The 19,844-nt window shown below is 70.1% G+C and carries 17 protein-coding genes; 5 read left to right on the forward strand and 12 right to left on the reverse strand.

The window, feature by feature from the left end:
- Positions 1–69: 69 nt before the first annotated feature.
- Positions 70–1,011 carry an EamA family transporter RarD gene (gene rarD, locus ASF76_RS14050; RefSeq protein ID WP_055959068.1) on the reverse strand — a complete coding sequence of 314 codons (942 nt, stop codon included), beginning with the start codon at positions 1,009–1,011 and terminating at the stop codon, positions 70–72.
- A gap of 152 nt (positions 1,012–1,163) precedes the next feature.
- The gene (gene groES, locus ASF76_RS14055; RefSeq protein WP_039394204.1) at positions 1,164–1,460 is read right to left on the reverse strand and encodes a co-chaperone GroES; all 297 of its coding nucleotides are present in this window, start codon (positions 1,458–1,460) and stop codon (positions 1,164–1,166) included.
- A 398-nt stretch (positions 1,461–1,858) separates the two neighbouring features.
- On the opposite strand from groES, the gene ASF76_RS14060 reads away from it, so the two are divergent.
- The 4 genes from ASF76_RS14060 to ASF76_RS14075 all read left to right on the forward strand — a co-directional run bounded on the left by ASF76_RS14060 (position 1,859) and on the right by ASF76_RS14075 (position 7,910).
- Positions 1,859–3,787, forward strand: a complete 1,929-nt coding sequence (locus ASF76_RS14060) for an Hsp70 family protein (protein WP_055959071.1) — start codon at positions 1,859–1,861, stop codon at positions 3,785–3,787.
- A gap of 26 nt (positions 3,788–3,813) precedes the next feature.
- A complete protein-coding gene (locus ASF76_RS14065; protein WP_055959074.1) occupies positions 3,814–6,390 on the forward strand; it encodes a helix-turn-helix transcriptional regulator in 2,577 nt (858 codons plus the stop codon).
- 91 nt (positions 6,391–6,481) lie between these two features.
- Positions 6,482–7,225 (forward strand): IniB N-terminal domain-containing protein, encoded by a 744-nt coding sequence (locus ASF76_RS14070; protein WP_055959076.1) that lies wholly within the window; start codon positions 6,482–6,484, stop codon positions 7,223–7,225.
- Positions 7,212–7,910: a hypothetical protein gene (locus ASF76_RS14075; protein ID WP_156459267.1), complete on the forward strand. Its 699-nt coding sequence runs from the start codon at positions 7,212–7,214 to the stop codon at positions 7,908–7,910. The genes ASF76_RS14070 and ASF76_RS14075 overlap by 14 nt, the downstream gene beginning before the upstream one ends.
- A gap of 324 nt (positions 7,911–8,234) precedes the next feature.
- Here the strand turns inward: ASF76_RS14075 and ASF76_RS14080 are convergent, their stop codons facing one another.
- From ASF76_RS14080 to ASF76_RS14120, 9 genes are all read right to left on the reverse strand, one after another.
- The gene (locus ASF76_RS14080) at positions 8,235–8,618 is read right to left on the reverse strand and encodes a CPBP family intramembrane glutamic endopeptidase (protein ID WP_055959082.1); all 384 of its coding nucleotides are present in this window, start codon (positions 8,616–8,618) and stop codon (positions 8,235–8,237) included.
- An 81-nt stretch (positions 8,619–8,699) separates the two neighbouring features.
- Entirely contained in the window at positions 8,700–9,323 is a 624-nt protein-coding gene (locus ASF76_RS14085; RefSeq protein ID WP_055959085.1) for a hypothetical protein, read from the reverse strand.
- 26 nt (positions 9,324–9,349) lie between these two features.
- Positions 9,350–11,161 (reverse strand): alkaline phosphatase family protein, encoded by a 1,812-nt coding sequence (locus tag ASF76_RS14090; protein WP_235561309.1) that lies wholly within the window; start codon positions 11,159–11,161, stop codon positions 9,350–9,352.
- Between the two features lie 203 nt (positions 11,162–11,364).
- Positions 11,365–12,468 (reverse strand): zinc-binding dehydrogenase, encoded by a 1,104-nt coding sequence (locus ASF76_RS14095; protein WP_055959089.1) that lies wholly within the window; start codon positions 12,466–12,468, stop codon positions 11,365–11,367.
- Positions 12,465–13,187 (reverse strand): HAD-IA family hydrolase, encoded by a 723-nt coding sequence (locus tag ASF76_RS14100; RefSeq protein WP_055959092.1) that lies wholly within the window; start codon positions 13,185–13,187, stop codon positions 12,465–12,467. The genes ASF76_RS14095 and ASF76_RS14100 overlap by 4 nt, the downstream gene beginning before the upstream one ends.
- Entirely contained in the window at positions 13,184–14,359 is a 1,176-nt protein-coding gene (locus ASF76_RS14105; RefSeq protein ID WP_055959095.1) for a TIGR03364 family FAD-dependent oxidoreductase, read from the reverse strand. Before ASF76_RS14105 ends, ASF76_RS14100 begins: the two co-directional genes overlap by 4 nt.
- Positions 14,356–16,083, reverse strand: a complete 1,728-nt coding sequence (locus tag ASF76_RS14110; RefSeq protein WP_235561310.1) for a PhnE/PtxC family ABC transporter permease — start codon at positions 16,081–16,083, stop codon at positions 14,356–14,358. Before ASF76_RS14110 ends, ASF76_RS14105 begins: the two co-directional genes overlap by 4 nt.
- Entirely contained in the window at positions 16,080–16,910 is an 831-nt protein-coding gene (gene phnC / locus ASF76_RS14115) for a phosphonate ABC transporter ATP-binding protein (protein ID WP_055959098.1), read from the reverse strand. Before phnC ends, ASF76_RS14110 begins: the two co-directional genes overlap by 4 nt.
- A gap of 39 nt (positions 16,911–16,949) precedes the next feature.
- Entirely contained in the window at positions 16,950–17,876 is a 927-nt protein-coding gene (locus tag ASF76_RS14120) for a phosphate/phosphite/phosphonate ABC transporter substrate-binding protein (RefSeq protein ID WP_055959101.1), read from the reverse strand.
- 208 nt (positions 17,877–18,084) lie between these two features.
- Between ASF76_RS14120 and ASF76_RS14125 the strand changes: the two genes are divergently transcribed.
- Positions 18,085–18,834 carry a GntR family transcriptional regulator gene (locus ASF76_RS14125; protein WP_235561311.1) on the forward strand — a complete coding sequence of 250 codons (750 nt, stop codon included), beginning with the start codon at positions 18,085–18,087 and terminating at the stop codon, positions 18,832–18,834.
- Positions 18,835–18,849: 15 nt separating this feature from the next.
- Here ASF76_RS14125 and ASF76_RS14130 read toward each other — a convergent pair whose 3' ends face one another.
- A complete protein-coding gene (locus ASF76_RS14130) occupies positions 18,850–19,728 on the reverse strand; it encodes an EamA family transporter (protein ID WP_055959104.1) in 879 nt (292 codons plus the stop codon).
- Positions 19,729–19,844 lie beyond the last annotated feature (116 nt).

Here is a 19,844-nt window from a genome sequence, read left to right on the forward strand (position 1 = left end):
CGCATAACGGTCGGCGGCGCACCGACGAGAACGGACGGATTCAGCCGGTAAACGCAGGAATGACGCGGCTCATACCGGCTCGGCGACATCGGCCACTACGCGACGGTGACGCCGCGACGCCACGATCGAATCGGCGCTCAAGAGCACCAGCGCCAGCCAGACCAGGGCGAAGCCGAGCCAGCGCTCGAGGGTCATCGGCTCGTGGAGCACCCAGACACCGATGACGAACTGGATGACGGGCGCCACGAACTGCAGCAGCCCGATCACCGTCAGCGGCACCCGCCGGGCGCCCGACGCGAACAGCAGCAGCGGAATGGCCGTCACGACGCCGGCCGACAGGAGGAGCACCGTGTGGAGCACTCCCACGGTGCCCAGCGTGATCCCCGAGAGGTTCGCGACGAACACCAGCTGGATCGCTGCGACCGGCAGGAGCCACAGCGACTCGAGGGTCAGACCGCTCACGGCATCCACCGACGGGCCGATCTGCTTCTTCACCAGACCGTAGAACCCGAACGAGAACGCCAGCGTCAGGGCGATCCACGGGAAGGAGCCGTAGCCGACGACGATGACGACGACCGCGACGACCGCGATGCCCACCGCGATCCACGGGAGGACGCGCAGTCGCTCGCGCAGCACGATGACACCGAGCAGGACCGTGACGATCGGGTTGGCGAAGTACCCGAGGCTCGTCTCGATGACGCGATCGGTCAACGCCCCGATCAGATACGTCTGCCAGTTGACGTAGATGAGCACGCCCGCGAGGGCGGTGAGCGCCATCAAGCGCGGTTGCCGCACGATCGCCAGGAACGGCCGCCACACGCGCAGCACGGTGAGCAGCAGGAGACAGAAGCCGAAGGCCAGGATGATGCGCCACGCCACGACCTCGAACGGATTGGTCGGCTTGAGCTGCAGGAAGTAGATCGGCAGGACGCCCCAAAGCAAGTAAGCACTCAGCGCGTACAGCGCGCCGCGGGTGCTCCCGCCGGCGGGGGCGGGAGGGGCGGCGGTCACTTCCTCAGCCTATGCGCGGCGTCGAGGCGGGGGCCGCCGTCGAGCCCCGCTTTCCTGCCATCCCCGCAGGCGAACGCCGAGCTGTGCGGGCCGATCGAACGACGAAGACCCCGGATGCCGTGGCATCCGGGGTCTTCGTTGACGTCACGCGCTCAGCGGACGACGACCGCCAGGACGTCGCGAGCCGAGAGCACCAGGTACTCGTCGGCGCCGAACTTGACCTCGGTGCCGCCGTACTTGCTGTAGAGCACGCGGTCACCGACGGCGACGTCGAGGGGGACACGGTTGCCGTTGTCGTCGATGCGGCCGGGGCCGACGGCGACGACTTCGCCCTCCTGCGGCTTCTCTTTGGCGGTATCGGGGATGACGAGACCACTCGCGGTGGTCTGCTCAGCCTCGACCTGCTTGATGACGATCCGGTCCTCGAGCGGCTTGATGGAAACCGACACGGTCTACCTCTTTCTCGTTACAGAAGACTTGTCAGCACTCACGCGGGGAGAGTGCTAACCAGAGTCTAGAGAAGGGTTGGCACTCGTGCAATGCGAGTGCCAACGTGTCGCCGATTGGGGCGTTCGAGACGCGAGACGATCTGATCGGCCCCAACGCGGAGACTGCGGCGAGCGTGCGCCGGAGCGGCGCGAAGTATTGCACCTTTACGCCATGAGTCATACCCATCTCACCTGCCCTTTCATCCTGTTTACGGGTGTGCAACACTTCAGGCACAGCGTCGACACATGCAGGGGGCATGGGTCGGTGGAACACAAGCGGGCTCGTCGTCGAGCTCGGAGAGTCGGGGGATTCAGGGGTGCCATGCGGCGCTTCTGTGCGCCCCCGGGGGGTCGAACACATGGCTACGCCGTACTTCTTGGCGATCGATGTCGGGACGAGCAGGACTGCGGCAGCGACTGCGCGCTCCGCGCCGGACGGGGCGCTGCTGGCAGCATCGCTGCCGCTAGGGCGCAACGCCGACAGCACTCCGACGACCGTCTTCGTCTCGGACAGCGGACTGCTGTTCGGTGACGCCGCGGAGCGTCGGGGCACTGCCCAGCCGGAGCGTCTGGTGCGCGAGTTCAAGCGCCGTATCGGCGATGACGTGCCCATCGTGGCCGGAGACCGGCGCTTCTCGCCGCAGGACCTCTACGCCCTCGTCGTGGGGTGGGTGATCGGCACCGCGGTCGAGCGTGAAGGACAGCACCCCGCCGGCATCGCCGTCTCGGTCCCCGTCACCTGGGGCGAGTACCGCACGCAACTGGTGCGCGACGCCATCGGCCGCCTCGGCTGGAGCGACGTGCAGGTCATCACCGAGCCCGAGGCCGCCGCACGCCACTACGAATCGACGCACCCCCTCGACAGCGGCCGCGCGCTGGCGGTCTACGACTTCGGCGGCGGCACCTTCGACACCGTCATCCTCCAGAAGATGCCCGACGGCACCGTTGACTTCGTCGGCAGCCCCATCGGAATCCCCGACCTGGGCGGCGCCGACTTCGACGACATCGTGCTGCGTCACACCGTCCGTGCCGCCGGCATCCCGGCATCCGCCCTCGCGGGCGTGGAGTCCGATGCGGGCCTCCGCATGGCGCTGGCGTCGCTCCGACGCGAGTGCGTCGACGCCAAGGAATCGCTGTCGTTCGACGGGGAGGCCGTCGTGCCGGTGCTCATCGGCGACGGGCACGGCGCCGTCCGTCTGACCCGCGCCGAGTTCGAGGACATGATCGAACCCGAGATCGAGCGCACCGTCGAGGTGCTCGAGATCGCGCTGGAGCAGTCCGGGCTGACCGCCGACGACCTCGACGCGATCCTGCTCACGGGCGGTACCTCCCGCATCCCCCGCGTGGCGCAACTGCTTTCGGAGCGCTTCGACCGCCCCATCGCCGTCGACGCCGACCCCAAGGCGATCATCGCCCTCGGCGCCGCCCGTACGGCCGCGGGCGGGGGTCTGCATTCCGTCGCGATCGCGATCGCGGACGTCGATGACGACGACGTCCCGGAAGACGACGATCTCGATGACGCGTCCGCGGAAGACGGCTTCACCGCCGATCGGACCGGGAAGCGTGCTCCGTGGTTCCGTCGCGTTCCCGCCACGGCGTACGTCGCGGCGGGAGTGGCCGTTCTGACCGTGACCGTGGGCGTCGTGAGCGTGCCCGCCCTGGGCGTCGGCATCCTCGCGCGCACGGGGATGGCCGTCACCTCCCAGCCCCTCGCCGCCGATCTCGAGGTGCGGCTTTTCGATCCCCTCGACACGCCCTCGTCGCCCCCGCCGAGCATCGCGGCCCCCGCGGTGCAGCCCGTCGCCGACCAGCCCGCCGCATCGCAGGAGGCTGCCGCCCCCGAGGAGACCCGGGCGACGAACCGTACCGAGGAGCGTCAGCGCACCCCCCAGCGACTGACACCCCAGGCCGCCGAGCAGCGCAGCCCCTCCGCGGCGCCACCCGCACAGCAGCAGGCCTCGGGCGGTGGTGGCGGCGGGGGCGGTAACCCCGCCCCGGCCACCGAGCCCTCGTCGTCGGCGCCGTCGGAGCCGTCGACCGGAACCCCGTCGACCGACCCGACGACGACCGCCCCCTCGCCCTCCGACCCGGCCCCCACCACCTCGCCGACCGATACGCCGGTCACCGAGACTCCGGTCACCGACCCGCCCGCCACCGAGGAGCCGGCTCCGTCTCCGTCGACGGAGAACCCGCCGCCGACCGAGACCACGCCGCCGTCGGAGCAACCGGCCGAGACGAGTTCTCCGGCCCCCGAGACGCCGCCCGCCTCCGCCGAGCCCACGCCCTGACGCGCGTCGTCGGAAGATCACCACCGATGTCGATCTCGAACACGTCCTCCGATGCTGCCCACGGCGACCTCGAGTCGCTGCTGCTGCCGCGCGTCGCACGCGCCCTCCTCGACGCCTCTGTCGCGGCGGTCGAACCCGCACCGCTCGCGGTCGTGGGAACGGCCGGCTCCGGGAAATCCCGCGTGCTGCGCCACCTCTTCACGGCATTGCGCGCGGCCGGAGTCTCCCCCGTCGCACTGACGCACCTCTCCGACCTCCCCGCCGCGCGGGACGCGGTCGTCGTCGTCGACGACGCGCACCTCCTCGACGATGAAACGCTGTCCGCGCTGGCGGAGCGGCTGCGCACGGGAACCGCGACGGTGCTGCTCGCCACCCGTCCCGACCCCGACTCCCCCGCCCTTCGCGCGCTGATCGACGACATCGAACGCCACCAGCCGCCCATGCTGCTCGGACACATCACGATGTCCGACGTCACCGCGCACCTGGGCGCCGAGGCGACGGACTCGTCGCGAGAGTGCCTCACGCGCCTGCTCGAGGCAACCGGGGGTCTGGCCTGGCTGACCGCCGAGGCGCTCGTGCTGCACGGTGACGCGATCTGCGACGGCCGGTGCGACCACGACGAGATCGCCCGGTCGCTGGACGATCTGGTTTCGCACCGCATCGACTCCCTCGACCCGTCGCTGCGTCTCGCCGTCGAAGCGCTCTGCCTCGACGAACGCTCCGCGCTGGACGCCGGCGCCGGCCCCGCCTGCGCCGCCGGCTACGACGCCGGTCTGCTGCAGCGCGGCGGACGCACGGTGCCGCTCGTACGCGATGCGGTGCGCGCACGGCTGACCGCCGACCGCCTGCTCGAGCTGTACTCCGCGCGGCTCGTGCGCGACGCCGCCTCCGTGCAGGCGCTCCTGGGCGGCACGACGGACGATCGGGTGGCATCCGCCCTGGTCGCCGACGGTGACCGCGAACTGTCGCGCGATCCGGCGAAGGCGGCCGAACTCTACGAAGCGGCCGACCGTGCGGGAGCCCCCTCGGCCACCCTCGCTCTGCGCCGCGCACGCGCCGCCTGGGCGCTGGGCGACGTGGATGCCGCCGGAACCTTCGTCGACCTTCTGCTGGCGGGCTCCGACGCCCCGGGCGACGCCGCCCTCGATATGGCCGCCGCCGTCTGGGCGATGCGCGGCGACATGGACCTCGGGGCCCAGGTCTACCGCGGCGGGGTACCGACGACATCCGAGAGCCGGGCGAAGTGGACGATCGCCGGCGCGGGCGCCGGTCACACCGATCCGGCCGCAACGCCCGTCTCCGCACCCGTTCGCACCATTCCGACCGCCCACGGTGTCTCGCTCGAGCTCCTCTCGCGGGGGCTCCGGGCCTCGCTCGGCACCGGCGACAACGACGGTCTGCAGGATCTCGTGCGTGCCAGCGAGATGTACACCGCGTCGGGGAGCGACGCGCCTCTCCCCGAACTGCCTGCTGTGATCGCCGCGCTCGTCGCCCTGCACGGGGGCGAAGCCGCCGTCGCGCAACGGGTGCTGGATGCGGCGATCGCCGGCGCGCAGGGCGGCGCGTGGGCCGCTCCGCGATTGCTGCTCTGGCGCGCCTGGGTCGCCCTGCAGCGCGAGCACGCGTCGGAGGCCGAGAACGCCCTGCGCGCGGCGACCGGCGGACGCCCTCTCGGCGCGCGCGATCGACTCCTCGCCGATGCCGTCGAGCTCGGGCTCGTGCGGCGCAACGGCCAGCCCTCCGAGCTCCCGCCGGTCTGGCAGCGCGCACAGGAGTCCCTGCTGCGCGTTCAGGTCGACCTGTTCACCCTCGTCCCCCTCGGCGAGTTCGCCGTGTCGGCGGCTCGTGTCGGCGAATTCAGCGCCGTGCGCTCGTCGCTCGAACGGGCTGAGCAGCTGCTGACCGCTCTCGGACGCCCCGCCCTGTGGGAGACGAGCCTGCAGTGGTCGGGCCTGCATGCCAGCATCCTGCTGGGCAGTCCCGAGGAGCTCACGGTGCACGCGCGGGCCCTGCGGGCCGCGGCCGAGCACTCGCCCCTGGCGGCCCGCCTGGCACGCGCCGGACGGGTGTGGACGGACGTCCTCACCGGCGTCGTCGACGTGGATGCCATCGAAGAGTCCGCCGCCGGCCTCGCGGCGAGCGGGTTCGCCTGGGACGGTGCGCGCCTGGCCAGTCACGGCGCGAGCAAGTCGACCGATCGACGTATCATCGCGCGCCTCCTCGCGTGCGCCCGCCAGCTCCACCCGCGAGAGCGCGCGGAGACGCCCGTGACCCCGGCGAGCGACACCGGCCCGGTTCCGGTTCCCACGCGCGCGGCCGAGGGTTCCGGCATCCTGAGCGAACGCGAGCGAGAGGTCGCCGCACTGGTGCTGCAGGGCAAGACCTACGCCGAGATCGGCGAGACGATCTTCATCTCGCCGCGCACCGCCGAGCACCACATCGCCCGCATCCGCAGGCGCCTGGGCGCCACCTCGCGCTCGGACCTCATGAGCCGTCTGCGCATGGCTCTCGACGACGGTTCGCATGCCCCGGAACCGACGGCGGAGGCCACCGGCGACGACGCGCGATCCGCCAGGGTGCTCGCGTCCGCCAAACCCCTATGACCCACCCCGCGCTATGGGGGTTCCCCCCGACGCGCACACACACCCCCTCGACCTAACGTCGATCCCAAGGAACAACCGTGAGGAGACCCCAATGAGCGTCACGCTGGCGACCATGGCAGATGCGCTGATCGAATTCATCCTGAGCCTCCTACGCGATCCGGAGGCCGCAGCCGAGTTCGAAGAAGACCCGGAAGGCGCGATGGCGGCACGGGGGTTGAACAACGTCTCGTACGCGGACGTGTGCTCGGTCGCCCCGGTCATCGCCGAGAAGCCCCACGTGATCGTGAACCCCCAGCCCGCGCCGGTTCCGGTGGGTCCCAAGCCGGAGTGGAACCCGGTGGTCAAGGAGATCAAGTCGATCACCACCCAGCTGTCCTACACCCACATCGACGACCGTGACACGATCGTCGACCAGTCGGTGAACCAGAACATCTGGGCCAACGGCGACGTCAACCAGACCTTCGGCAACGAAGCCGTCGTCGCCTCGGGTGACGACGCGATCGCCGCCGGTAACGACGTCGATCAGGACACCACTCTCGACAACTCCACCGACATCAACGCCGGCAACGACGTCAATATCGGCAACGACGAGACGAACACCGACATCGACGGCTCGTACAACGACACCGACGAGACCACCGAGACGACCGACAACTCCACCGACGTCGACCTGACCGATTCGGCCAACGACTCCTCGACGGACGTCGTGGTCGACGACTCGTTCAACGACACCACCGACACGACGGTCGACACCTCGGTCGACGAGGACACCACCGTCGTGTTCGACTCGGGTAACGATGTCATCATCGAAGACACCTCGGATGACACCCTCTGACACGCCTTCGGAACGGCGGGTGGGCTCTCACGAGCTCACCCGCCGTTCCGGTGCGCCCGCGCCTCAAGCGCAGGTGCGCCGCTCGCCGGCACCGCCGCCGTACGAACCGCCCCCCAAGGCCGTCAAGCCCGAGCGTCCCGCGCTGCACGACAAGGCCGCAGCCCCCGTCATGGTCAAGATGCCGCCGCCCGCCGCGGTGCGCCTCGCGCAGATCAGCTGGGTGCTCAGCCTGGTCGTCGGCGCCATCACCGTGGGGTACCTCTTCATCATCCGCCAGACGATCGATCCCGATATCGAGGCGATCGTGCGCGGGGTCGATTCCTCGCGGCCGTCCGAGACGGTCAGCACCGCCGCCGACATCGTCTTCTGGTGCGTCTTCGGCGCGCTGGTCACGGTGCTGCTGGTGCAGATCACCTCGCTCGTGTCGTTCAACAACCGCCGCAACAACGCGCGGTGGTGGATGCTCGGAATCCTGCTGTTCCTGGCCGTGACGGTCCTGGCGGCGCGGCAGTTCGTGGCCGTCGGCGACCGGGGTGTGCCGCTGGATCGGCTGCTGCTGATCCAACTCGGCCTGTCGGCGCTCGGTCTGCTGTTCTCGGTGATCCCGGCGGCTCTGCGCTGGACCCGACGCAAGCACGACATCCGGCGCGGCAGTCCCGGCAGCAGCCCCTCAGCCGAGTTCTGACGAAGCGGCATCCGATCCTCGACGGACGGATGCCGCTTGTCTGCCGCGTCAGGCACGTGGACATCCGCGCTCGATGGCGGCGTTCTCACGGGGCTTCGTGTCGGTCTCTCGCTTCGCGCGAGCACCGCGAGATTGTTCCAAGTGCACTTCACGGGTGGTGTGCCGGATGCCCAGTGCTCGGCGAGTGCTGCCGTCCCTCGCGGCGGGCTCGCCGAGGCTGTCGCCGGCGTCTGCGTCAGTGCCGGGTCGAGTGAGGAGTCGATTTTGTCCGATTGCGGCGATCGTTGCGGGCGGTGCTGCCGACGAGGGCGATCGAGAGCCCGATCAGCACGTACTCGATGAGAGCCGAACCGGCCCCGCCTCCGAAGCTCTGCGCCTCCTCGCGCGCGTCGCCTCCCTGATCCAGGAATCGGGCAAGTCGCCGATTCCGTGGAGCAGCATCGGAACCCAGAGTGTCCCGGTGGCCCTGAGGACGCCGTAAAAGAGGGCTCCGTCCATCGCGAGGAACGCGACGCTGAGTGCCGTCGCACCGAGAGGGACACCATTGAAGAGGTACCCGACGGTGTGGGCCAGCCCGAACGCCACCGAGGTGACAAGCAGCGCGACCAGCTCCCCGTGTCGGCCGAGCGCGGCCACACGGAAGATGCCGCGGAAGTAGAGTTCCTCGCCGACACCGATCAGCAGTGACCCGATCAGGTAGATCAGCACCAGTGATGCGGCGCGTTCCGATCAGGGCACGTCGACTCCCCTGGCTGTGGGGCGCGGTGGCACCGCGCCCCACAGCGTCGATCATTCGAAGAGCGACAGGGTGAGCCGCCCGGTGTAGTCACCGGCCTCGACCGTGGAATCGGTACGGAGGAACAGGTCCGCGGAGGCGGTCCACTGACCCTCCTCCGCGACGGCGCCGGAGCCGAGCGCGAGTGCGAGCAGCTCTTGGTCGACGAGGCCGACCGCGTCGTCGCCGTCGTCGAGGACGGTGTCGACCTGGTCGCCCTCGGTGACGAGCCCGGAGTCGCCGCCGTCGATCAGGCGTGGGGTCCAACCGAAATGGTCGGCGCCGATTGGGTTCTGCCCCGTCTCACCGGTGAAGACGCTGGCCGAGCCGAGGACGTACCAGCCGGCACCGTCGGGGATCTCGTCCGCAGAGCGTGTGTCGGTGACGGTCACGGTGGGCAGGGTGCCGGTGAACTGGCGAACGAGCTCGGTCGAGCCGTTCTCGGTCAGGTCGGTCGACGTGCCGGCGACGGTCATCGCGAGGACTCCCGGTTCGGTGAGCTCGGCGATCGAGACGTCCACGTCCACGTCCTGATCGCCGTGATTCTCATCTGCGACGGCGGGTCCCGCGACGGCGGTGAGCAGTGCGGCTCCGAGGGCGACGGCGGCCCAGCGGACCGCAAATCTGGACTTGTTCACAGTGTTCTCTCCTTCAGCAGTGGGAATCAGTTGCAGGACGTCGCGGCGTAGGGAGCCGAGACTGTGACGGCGACCGCCGCGCCGTCGACGGTGCCGGAAGCCGCGATGGTGACGGAGCCCGCGGGTATCGACGCGGCGCGGGTCGAGAACGCATGGGACGCGTTCTTCCCGGCGCCGACCGAGGGGAATGACTTGCTGCCGAAGGCGGAGGTTGCCGTCATCGCGACCGGGAAGGCGTTCGCGTTCAGCGCCTGCACGGTTACGAGAGCCCTGCCCGCCACGCACTTCGTCGCGGCGGCCGCCGTGACCTTCGGTGCGGGCAGCGCGGCCTGCGCGAGCGCGACTTGGTCGAGCGTCCAGAACGCACTGTTCTGGCCGGTGTACCGGAAACGGAACTGCGCGCTCCGAGCACCGGCGGGCACCGCGATCTCGAGGGACTCGTTCGCGTTCGTGTTCGCGGTGTAGCTCTTCACGGCGACGGGTGCCGCTCCATCGAAGCTGACCGAGACGGCGGCGGTCTGCGGGCCGTCGATCACGTAGTCGGTCGCGTAGCTGAGCGTGGCCGTCGCGGCTCCGGTCAGCGGGTAGGCGGGGCTGATGAGGGTGGAGTCGAACTGGCCGGCGGCGTGCGCCTTATCGTCCCACTCGTCGGAGTCGGCGACGGCGAAGACGTCGCGCGAACGGACGTTCGTCTCGCGCTTCTGCCCCGGCTCGACGCTGGTGAAGAATGAGTCGGTCGCGAAAGACCATCCGGCCCACTCGGTGACGCCGCCGGCGGGCATCGCGGAGTTGTCGATGCTCCATCCGGCGGGAGTTGAGTGGGTCCAACCGAGCAGGCCCGCGACCGGGCGGGTCTCGTCGACCTTGGACTGGAGGACGCCGCGGAGGGTGTCGAAATCGTCGGGCTTCAGTACGGACAGGGCGAAGCCGTCAAGGTTCCAGCGCGGGTCCTTCGCGATGCCGTTCACGGCCAGGACGGTCGCGGCGATGTCGACGATCTTGACCTCATTGCGCGTCGATCCGGCGGCGATGCCCGGACCGGCAGCGACGACGAAGGTCTTGCGCTCGGCGAGTGTGTTCCCGCCGTGCCCGCCGGTAGGCGTGTGGCCGTGGTCGGCCGTGACGAGGATCGTCCATTGCTCCGAGGCGTAGCTCGGGCGGGCCTTCACGGCGGCGACGAGCTCACCGAGCTGAGCGTCTGCGCGGGTGAGTGCCGTCGCATAGGCCGCGCCGTTGGTGCCGACCGAGTGGCCGGCTCCGTCGACCTCGTCGAGGTGCACGAAGGTGTTGTCGGGGTTGCCGTTGCGGAGATAGTCGGCGGCGGTCGCGGTGGTCTGCACGTCTCCGCCGCCGGTGGGGCGCAGGTCGACGGAGGGACCGAAGATCGTCTGCGCGACCGGAGACCAGGTCGCCACTACCAGGCTCGACCGAGCCGGGTCGGCGGCCTCGATCCGGGTGAGGTAGTCGGGGTACTGGCCGAACTTCGGGGCGGTGAAGTTGTTGTCGACGACGTTGTGCTTGTCAGGCCAGACGCCGGTGGCGATCGTGGACCAGCCCGGGCCGGAGACGGTGCCCGACATCGGAGCGGCGTAGAGGTTGCTGGTAGCGGTCAGTCCGTCGGCCCGGAGGCCGTCGAGATTCGGCATGTCGGCGGCGTCGAGCTGGTCGAAGGACGCGCCGTCGATGCCGACGACGAGGGTCTTGGCGGTCTGCGTGCCGGAGGGCAGGCCGTTGTAGGTGGTACCGACGGCGGTCGCGGCGGACGGCGCGGCGAACAATGCGCCGCCGACCATCGCCGTCGCGCAGACAGCACCGAGCGTGCGGGAGAACAGGGACATCATCCACTCCTGAGGGGATCGTCGAGACGGAACTGTGCGATGGCGGTGTCGAACCGCGCCCCTCCAGACTGCCCACATATCTACCTACCAGGGGACAAGAAGGTAAGATATAAATACATGTTTAGATCGCATTCATGCTGTAGCGATCAATTCGGCGCCCCGGCGAGCCGTGGAGGTTAACGGCCCTCAGCCGGGGGCGGGCCTCAGCGGGGCGAGACGGCGACGCGGACGGGCCCTCCGGCGCCGGCGCGTCGGATGCCGTCGTCGAGGTGGTCGAGGGAGACGGTCTCGCCGACGAGTTCGGCGAAGGGCCAGGACTGCCAACGGTCGACCATGTAGTCGGTCGCGGCGGCGAGCTGGAGGGGTGTGTAGTTGTGCACTCCGCGGATCGTGAGCAGGGAACGCACGACCCGCTCCGGGTCGAGAGGGACCGCCTCGGTCGGGGACACACTGCCCACGAGGAGGACGACACCGCCGATCCCCGTCGAGACGAGCGAGGTCGCCACGGCGGCGGGTGACCCCGATGCTTCTATGGCGGCGTCGAACTCGCCCGGGGACGCACCGGGTGCAAGGGTCTGCGCGGCGCCGAAGCGGCGAGCGAGGTCTCGGCGAGCGGGGTCGGGGTCGACGACCGTGACGGAGGCGCCGCGGTCGACCGCCATGGCGGTGGCGGTCAGTCCGATCATCCCGGCGCCGCTGATGAGCACCTCCGCCCCCTTGAGCGGACGGACCTGCTCGACGGCGGCGAGGGCGGCAAAGGCTGTGGCGGTCCCGCAGGAGACCGGCGCGAGCACCGCCGCGGGGATGTCGTCGGGCACGCGGACGATCGGGGTCCCGGCGAGGAGGTGGGTATGGGTCGCGAATCCGCCCGACAGCACCCAGCGGTCCTCGATCCGCTCGTGCCCGTACTTGCGGAGCGTGCGGCACTTCTGACTCCGCCCGGAGCGGCAGCGGTCGCAGTCGCCGCAGCTCGCGGCGATGGACCAGAGCACCCGGTCGCCGAGGCGGAGCGGTGAGCCGTCGACGGCGGAGACGGGCGCGGCTCCGAGCGCGACGATGCGGCCGAGCTGCTCGTGGCCGAGGACGAGAGGCGCCGGAGCCGGGCGGTCACCGCGTACCGTGTGCACGTCCGACCCGCAGATCGTGGCCAGCTCCACCTCGACCAGCACCTCGCCCGGCGCGAGGTGGACGCTGACGAACGCGACCGCTTCATGCGGTCGATCGACGGCCATCCACACCATGGCGGTCGCCGAGGGGTCCAGCTCGACCCGGACGGAGGTGCCCGCAGGACGAGCCAGAACGGTCATCGGGTGGCGAGGGTGAGGGAGTGCAGCGCGGTGACGTCGTCGACGACGGCGTCGGCTCCGGCCTCGTCGAGGCGGTCGCGGTTGTGGGCGCCGGACAATACTCCGACGACGAGTCCGGCTCCCGCGGCGCGTCCGGAGAGGACGTCGCTCGCGGTGTCGCCGACGACGGCGACGGCGCTCATGGCGCTGACGCCGGCGCGGAGCGCAGCGGTGAGCACCAGGTCGGGAGCGGGGCGGCCCCGTCCGGCGTCGACGGGCGAGAGGGCGATGTCGACGAGGTCGGCCCAGCCGAGCGCCTCGAGGATCGCGTCTCGAGTGACGGGTGCGAAGCCCGTCGTGAGGGCGACGACGAGGCCGGAGGTGCGCAGCGATCGGATGACCTCCTCGGCGCCCGGGAGAGGGGCGGCAGCCCCTTCGGTGATCAGCTCGGCGTAGGCGTCCTCGAAGGCGGCCGTCGCTCGCTCCGCCGCCGCCGTGTCGCCGCCGGCGAGATGAGTGAAGACGTCGATCTTCGACTGCCCCATGGTGTGCCGGACGTACTCGAGCGCCTCCGCCCAAGGCAGGCGGTCGGCGACTCCGGTGCGCTCGGCGGCGCGCTGGAACGCCTGCTCGACGACTCCGTCATCGGCGACGGTGGTGCCGGCCATGTCCAGCACGACGAGCTCGATGCCCGTCAGAGCCGGGCCGAGGGTCGAGGGGGTGGGGGTGAGAGTGGTCATCGGGTGCCTTCCGCGGTGATGAGAGGTGATGAGAGTGGGGTGGAGGTGGTGTCGAACCGTCCGGCGAGGACGGTCTCGGTGAGTCCGAGACCGGTCGTCATCCCGATGCCGGTGGTGACGGTGAGGACGAGCACGCCCGGGGCCGGTTCGGCGACGAGGAACTCGTCGCGACCGCTCGCGTACACGCCCTGCCACCGTTCGATCACCCGTGCGGGTGCTCCGAAGAGGTGCTCGGTCTCGGCGAGGAGCAGGTCCGCCACGGTCTCGGACTGGAAGGGCTCCGGGCTCACGGAGCGGTGGTGGGAGTCGCCGACGACGATGGAGCCGTCGGGCAGCTGGGTGTACATCTGGTTCAAGTCGATCCCGGCGAGATCGGGGCGACCGGCGTGCAGACGCGCCCGCACCGCGGCGGCTTCCGGCAGGGTCGCGAATCCGCTGTACCGGATCAGCGACCACCCGGTGAGGAGCGGGGCGCTCAGCGGTGCTGAGAGCGGGAGCTCCACACGCATCATGTCGAGCGAGCAGCGCAGCACGTCGTCCGCCTCCGCCAGCTCGGGGAAGAGCTGGTCGATGTCGTGATTGACCGCGACCACGATCGTGTCGGCCGCGACGTCTCCGCGACTGGTCTGGACGACGCCCTCGCGGACCTGCCCGACGGCGGTGCGCATCCGGAACTCGACACCGAGGGAGCCGAGGTACCGCACGATCGCCGCAGCGGCCGACCGCGGATCCGTCTGCAGGTCGTAGGGCAGCACGGCACCGCCGACGATGTCGCCGGGAGCGACGGGGACGGCCGAGGTCGTCTCGCGGGCGTCCAGCAAGCGGATCTCGGCGCCGTCGCCGAATCCGACGGCGGGGCGCTCGGCTGCGGCGGCGAGCAGCGCCTGCTCGTCCTCGTGCCGGGCGACGATGTGCGTGCCGCTCGCGCGGAGCCAGAAGCGGGCGTCGCGGGCGAGCCGCAGCCATGCCTCTCGGGCGGCGAGGCTGTAGGTCAGCGCCTGGCCGCTCTGCGGGGTGAAGCAGAGGTGCCCGAAGTTGCGCACCGTCGCGCCGACGGGCTCGGCGGTACGGTCGAGCACGACGACGCGGAGTCCGCGTCTCGCGGCGGCGTACGCGGCGCCGAGGCCGACGATGCCGGAGCCGACGACGGCGACGTCGTACCGGCCGCTCATCGGAACACCCGGCGCAGCCACGTCGCGAGCCCCTCGACCAGCAGCACGGTCACCAGGATCATCAGCACGATCGCGGTCACGGTGGCGTAGTTCGAGCCCTGCGCCGCGTTCAGCAGGTAGTAGCCGATGCCGCCGCCGCCAACGATGCCCAGCAGCGTAGCCGCCCGAATGTTCGTGTCGAGCAGGTAGAAGGTGTGCCCCAGCATCGCGCGGGCTCCCTGCGACAGGGTCGATCCCGCATAGACCTGGAAGCGGGTGGCGCCGGCCGCCGTGAGCGCCCGCTCGGGCCCGGCGTCGACCTCCTCGAGGGAATCGGCGATCAGCTTGCCGAGCAGTCCGATTCCTCCGACGGCCAGGGCGATGGTGCCGGCCTGAGTGCCGAGACCCGAGATCACGATGAAGACGATCGCGAGGATTAGCTCGGGCACTCCTCGCACCGCGACCAGGAGCAGGCGGAATCCGCCGCGCGCAGTGGGGTTCGGTGCGACGTTGCGGGCGGCGAGGGAGCCGATCACGATAGACGCGAGGAGCGTCAGCAGTGTCGCGGCGAGGGCGATCGCGATGGTCTCGCGCATGGCCTCGACCATCTGCGCCGTGTCGTAGCTCCCGAACGACGGCGGCCAGAACTGCACGGCCACCGCGGGGATCCGCGCCCAGAACGTCGCGAAGTCGCTCCATGTGATGTCGCTGACGACGACTCCCCCGATGACCGCCGCGACAGCGACGACGCCCGCGATCGCGGTGCGGAGTCGCGCCGGCGTCCAGGGCCGGCGTAGCGCCGCCTCCGGGGTGGCGGCCGCGAGTGGGACGGAGGGTGCCGCCGGTTCACGGCGGCGGAGGCGCCGCATCATCGCGTCGACCGGCCCTGACGAGGGGGCGCCCTTGCCGAGCATGGCGGTGCGGACGGAGCTCGAGACGATCTCCATCGCCACGCAGAGCGCGAAGATGACGATCGCGATGCCGATGCCGCGCCCGTACTGCAGCGACTTGAAGGCGTAGGACATCTCGAGCCCCAGGCCGGCGACTCCGACGTAGCCGAGGATCACGGAGCCGCGCAGGTTGATGTCGTTGCGGTGCAGCACCGTCGCGACCCAAGAGGGGAGGACCTGAGGCAGGACACCGGAGGTGAACTCCTGCAGCTTCGAGCCGCCAGCGGCGCGGATCGCGAGCCGGGGACCCTCGTCGATCTGCTCGATCGCGTCGGCGAACAGCTTGGAGATCATGCCCACCGAGTGCAGGCCGATCGCGAGGATGCCCGGCAGGGAGCCGAGGGAGAAGAGGAGAACGAACGCCATCGCGAGGACCACGTCGGGGACGGCCCTGGCGAGGACGCCGAGGAAGCGGGCCGCTGCACGCCAGCCGTTGCCGGGAGTGGTGTTCGAGGCGGCGAGATACGCGAGCGGGACCGAGAGGACCGCGGCGAGAAGGGTTCCGGTGAGGACGAGGCCGAGCGTCAGCGCCGTCAGGGCGAGGAGCTCGGGGGCGTCGGGGAAGGTGATTGCGCCGACTCGGACGAAGAAGCGCTCGGCGTTCGACAGCGACTGGATCATCCGCGGGACAGAAATGTCGATCTCGACCAGGGCGCCGATCGAGACGACGACGAGGGCGACGAGCGTGAGGACAGCGGCGATCCGCTCGGGGGAGCGGCGGGGGCGCGGGGCGCGCTCGGCGACGCCGGCCGAACCGGCCCCCGAGCGCAGGCGGGGAGGGAGCGTGACCGTCACTTCGCCGCCTCCGGGGTGAGGAGCTCGTTCTGCACGGCCTGCAGCTCGGAGGTCGTGGTGGCGACGCGACCGTAGATCTCCATCACCTCGGCCTTGCTGAGGCCTGCAGAGGGGGTGTCGAGGACGACGGCGCCGTGACGGAGGCCGACGATGCGGTCGGCCCACGAGATGGCGAGGTCGACCTGGTGCAGGCTGCAGATCACCGTGAGCCCCTCCTCCGACGCGATCTCGCGGATGAGGCTCATCACCTGGTCGCTGGACTCAGGGTCGAGGGAGGCGACTGGCTCGTCGGCGAGGAGGATGCTCGGGTTCTGCATGAGAGCCCGGGCGATGGCCACGCGCTGCTGCTGTCCACCCGACAGGGTGTCGGCCCGCTGGTAAGCGCGCTCGAGCAGTCCGACGCGGTCGAGGTGCTGCAGTGCGCGCAGCTTCTTCGATCTCGGGTAGCTCCACAGGCCCAGGCGCGGGCCGCGCAGCTCGGCGAGGGCTCCGGTCAGCACGTTCTCGAGGACGGTGAGCGAGGGCACGAGCTCGAACTGCTGGAAGATGAAGCCGACCTGGCCCCGCAGCTCCCGCAGTCGTCGCCCGCGGAGGACCGGCACCTCCTCGCCGAGCACTGAGACGAATCCGCTGGTGGGGATCTCGAGGGCGTCGAGGTGGCGCAGGAGGGTGGACTTGCCCGACCCGGAGAGGCCGAGGAGAACGACGATCTCGCCGCGGCGGACCGTGAGCGACACCCTGTCGAGGGCGGTCGTGGTGCCGAATCTCTTGGTGACATCGGTGATCGTGACCACGGTGTCGGTCGTCGAGGCGGGAGTTGTCGTCATGGCCTTCTCCAGGTCGGGTTCGTTAGCGTCGCCGGTCGGCTACTTCTGACACTGCGTGGCGTTGGTGACCTCGCAGATGTCGCGGATCTGGTCGTAGTAGGCGTCGTCGACCGGGGTGGTCGCGTAGAAGACGCTGCGGAAGCCGTCGGTGTCGGCCGACTCGACGCCGGAGGCGATGATGTCGTCGATGGTGACCTCGCCGAGGATGTCGCGCAGTTGCTCCTTGACGTCGTCCGGGAGGGTGTCCGACTCGACGATCGGGGCACCGGGGACCATGGTCTTGGCGATGACGTCGACCTTGTCGGACTTCTCGACCTCGCTGTCCTCGGCGAAGCCAGCCTCGCACTCGACGCCCTCGCCCACCTTCTGGACGCTGACGTCGTGCTTGCCCGCGAAGACCGGCGTGATGTCGGTCTCGGGGTCGATGCCGGCCTCGATCAGGTTGTAGGAGGGGAAGAGGTAACCGGAGGTGGAGGACGGGTCGACGAAGCAGACCTTCTTGCCCTTCATCCCGGCGAGATCCGTGATGGTGCTGCCCTTGGGGACGATCGCCTCGGAGTAGTAGCCCGGCTCCTGGCCCTCCGCCGTGGTGATCGAGGAGATCGGAGTGAGCTGGGCGCCGTTGTTGACTGCCGTTACGTAGGTGAAGCCCGAGAAGGAGGCGACGTCGACCTGGCCGGCGATGGCCGCCTCGATGAGGGCCGCGTAGTCGGTCGACTCGTTGTACTCGACGGTCTTGCCGGTCTCCTGCGCGATGTAGTCCATCAGCGGCTGGTAGTTGGTCTCGGTGTCGACCGAGTCGGGGACGACGCCGAAGACGAGGGTGTCGGAGTCGACGGCGTAGCCGGCGCCCGCGTCGGCGGAGTCCGTCCCGGCGGCAGTGGAGGCGCCGGAGCAGCCGGCCAGGAGCGTGAGGGCACTGGCGACGGCGAGCGTCGCGATCGAGATACGTGCGCGGGTGTTCATGATCGCCTTTCAAGCAGGAGGAGGAGGGATGTCAAAGGGGACGACAGGAACATTGCCGCATCTCAAGCAGCGGTGTATACCTACGTGCCTATTATTCACGACGTGTTAACCCAACTTAGGAAACCGACTCGTGCGGATCTTCTTCGCATTTCCCTACTGTCCGGCTCGTCAGCGGCCCCTGCAGGCTTCCGGCCCGTAAGGTGCCTATGTGGCAGAGGTGATGTACAAGACGATTGCCGACGACCTGCGTCGGGCGATCGCGAGCGGGCGCCTCGCCCCCGGCGACGAGGTACCGACTGAGGGCGAACTCGCGGCGAAGTGGGACACCTCCCGCGGCCCGATCCGGAACGCACTGGCGGCCCTGCGCAGCGAGGGCCTCATCGAGACGACACGGGGCCGGCCGAGCCGGGTCATCGAACGCAAGACCCAGCAGGCCGTCGACGTCTCGATCCCCTTCACCCGGTGGGCGCGCACCATGGGAGCCCGACCGGGCGCTGTCACGCAGCAGGTCTCGCTCCGCCGCTCCGACGACGACCAGGCGGCACTGCTCGGGATCGAGCCCGGCGACCTGGTCGTCGACGTCCTACGCCTGCGCTCCCTCGACGGGCGGCCGACCATGCTCGAGCGCCTCACCTTCATCGAGCCCGCAGGCCGCAACCTCTTCGACGTCGACCTCGACACGATCTCGATCACCGAGTTCCTCGAATCACGCGGCTGGAAATCGGCCGAGGTCGATCACGAGATCGACGCCGTCGCGGCCGACGACACCGACGCCCGACTGCTCGAACTCGCCCCGGGCTCGCCGGTGCTGCGCCTTCATCGCGTCACGCGCGACGCCGCCGGCCGGACCTTCGAGGCCTCCGACGACCGCTATCGCAGCGACATCGTCCGGTTCACCGTCTCCGCTACCGGACGCCGCCGCGACGGCGACCATTTCATCCGGCCCGTCGGCGTCTGAGCAGGCCCACGCGACTCAGATCGCCAGGAGCAGCACGCCGACGACGACCACGATCGACGCCGCGACGCGGCGCGCCGCGAAGCCCTCCCTCAGCACGAGCGCGCCGAACAGCGAGACGAGCACCACGCTCACTTCCCGTACCGGCGCGACGAGCGCGACCGGCGCCATCGTGACGGCGGTGAGGACCAGGATGTAGGAGAGCGGCGACAGCACTCCGAAGAGGAGGATGCGCGGCCAGTGCGCCCGTGCGACCATGACGAGCTCGTGCCCGCGCCTGCGGAGGGCGAGCGTGTAGAGCACCACCTCCACGGCGGTGCAGCCGACCATGAAGGCGACCGGGGAGAGGTCCCAGGAGCGGATCACGTGCGCATCCCAGATCGTGTACGCCGCGATCGCCACACCGGTGAGCGCTCCATACAGGACGCTCGGGTCGATGCGCGCTCGCCTGGTCCCCGAGGGCATCCGGCCTGGATCGATCAGCCCGGTCCCGACGACGGCGACCACGATCACGACGATGCCGACGACGGCGACGGCCGAGATCCGCTCGCCCAGCAGGAGCACGGCCAAGATCGCGCTCAGCGCCGGACCCGTTCCGCGCGCCGTCGCGTACACGGTCGACAGGCGGCCCCGGGCGTAGCCCTGCTGCAGGACGAGCATGTAGACCACGTGCAGTACGCCGGAGGTCACGGCACCGATCGCGAGACCGGATACGACATCGCCGCCCGACCCCAAGCCGCCAGTGAACGGGATCACCGGAACCCACAGCACCGTGCTCGCCAGAGCTCCCCACCAGAGGAACGGCAACCCGAGACCGCTTACGCGGTGGGCGAGGATGTTCCACCCCGAGTGGCACACGGCCGCGGCGAGGACGAGGAAGAGGACGAAGGCAGACATCAGAGGACCCGATCCGGCCGCGAGGGCGCGACACAGGGGTCCTCCAGGCTTCTATCCCTTGAGATGACGGCCCGCCGATGGCGGCGAGGGCCGTGGCGCCGCTCGAACCAGGCGGA

Origin of the sequence: Microbacterium sp. Leaf151 (genome assembly GCF_001424225.1) — a bacterium.
Classification (GTDB): Bacteria; Actinomycetota; Actinomycetes; order Actinomycetales; family Microbacteriaceae; genus Microbacterium.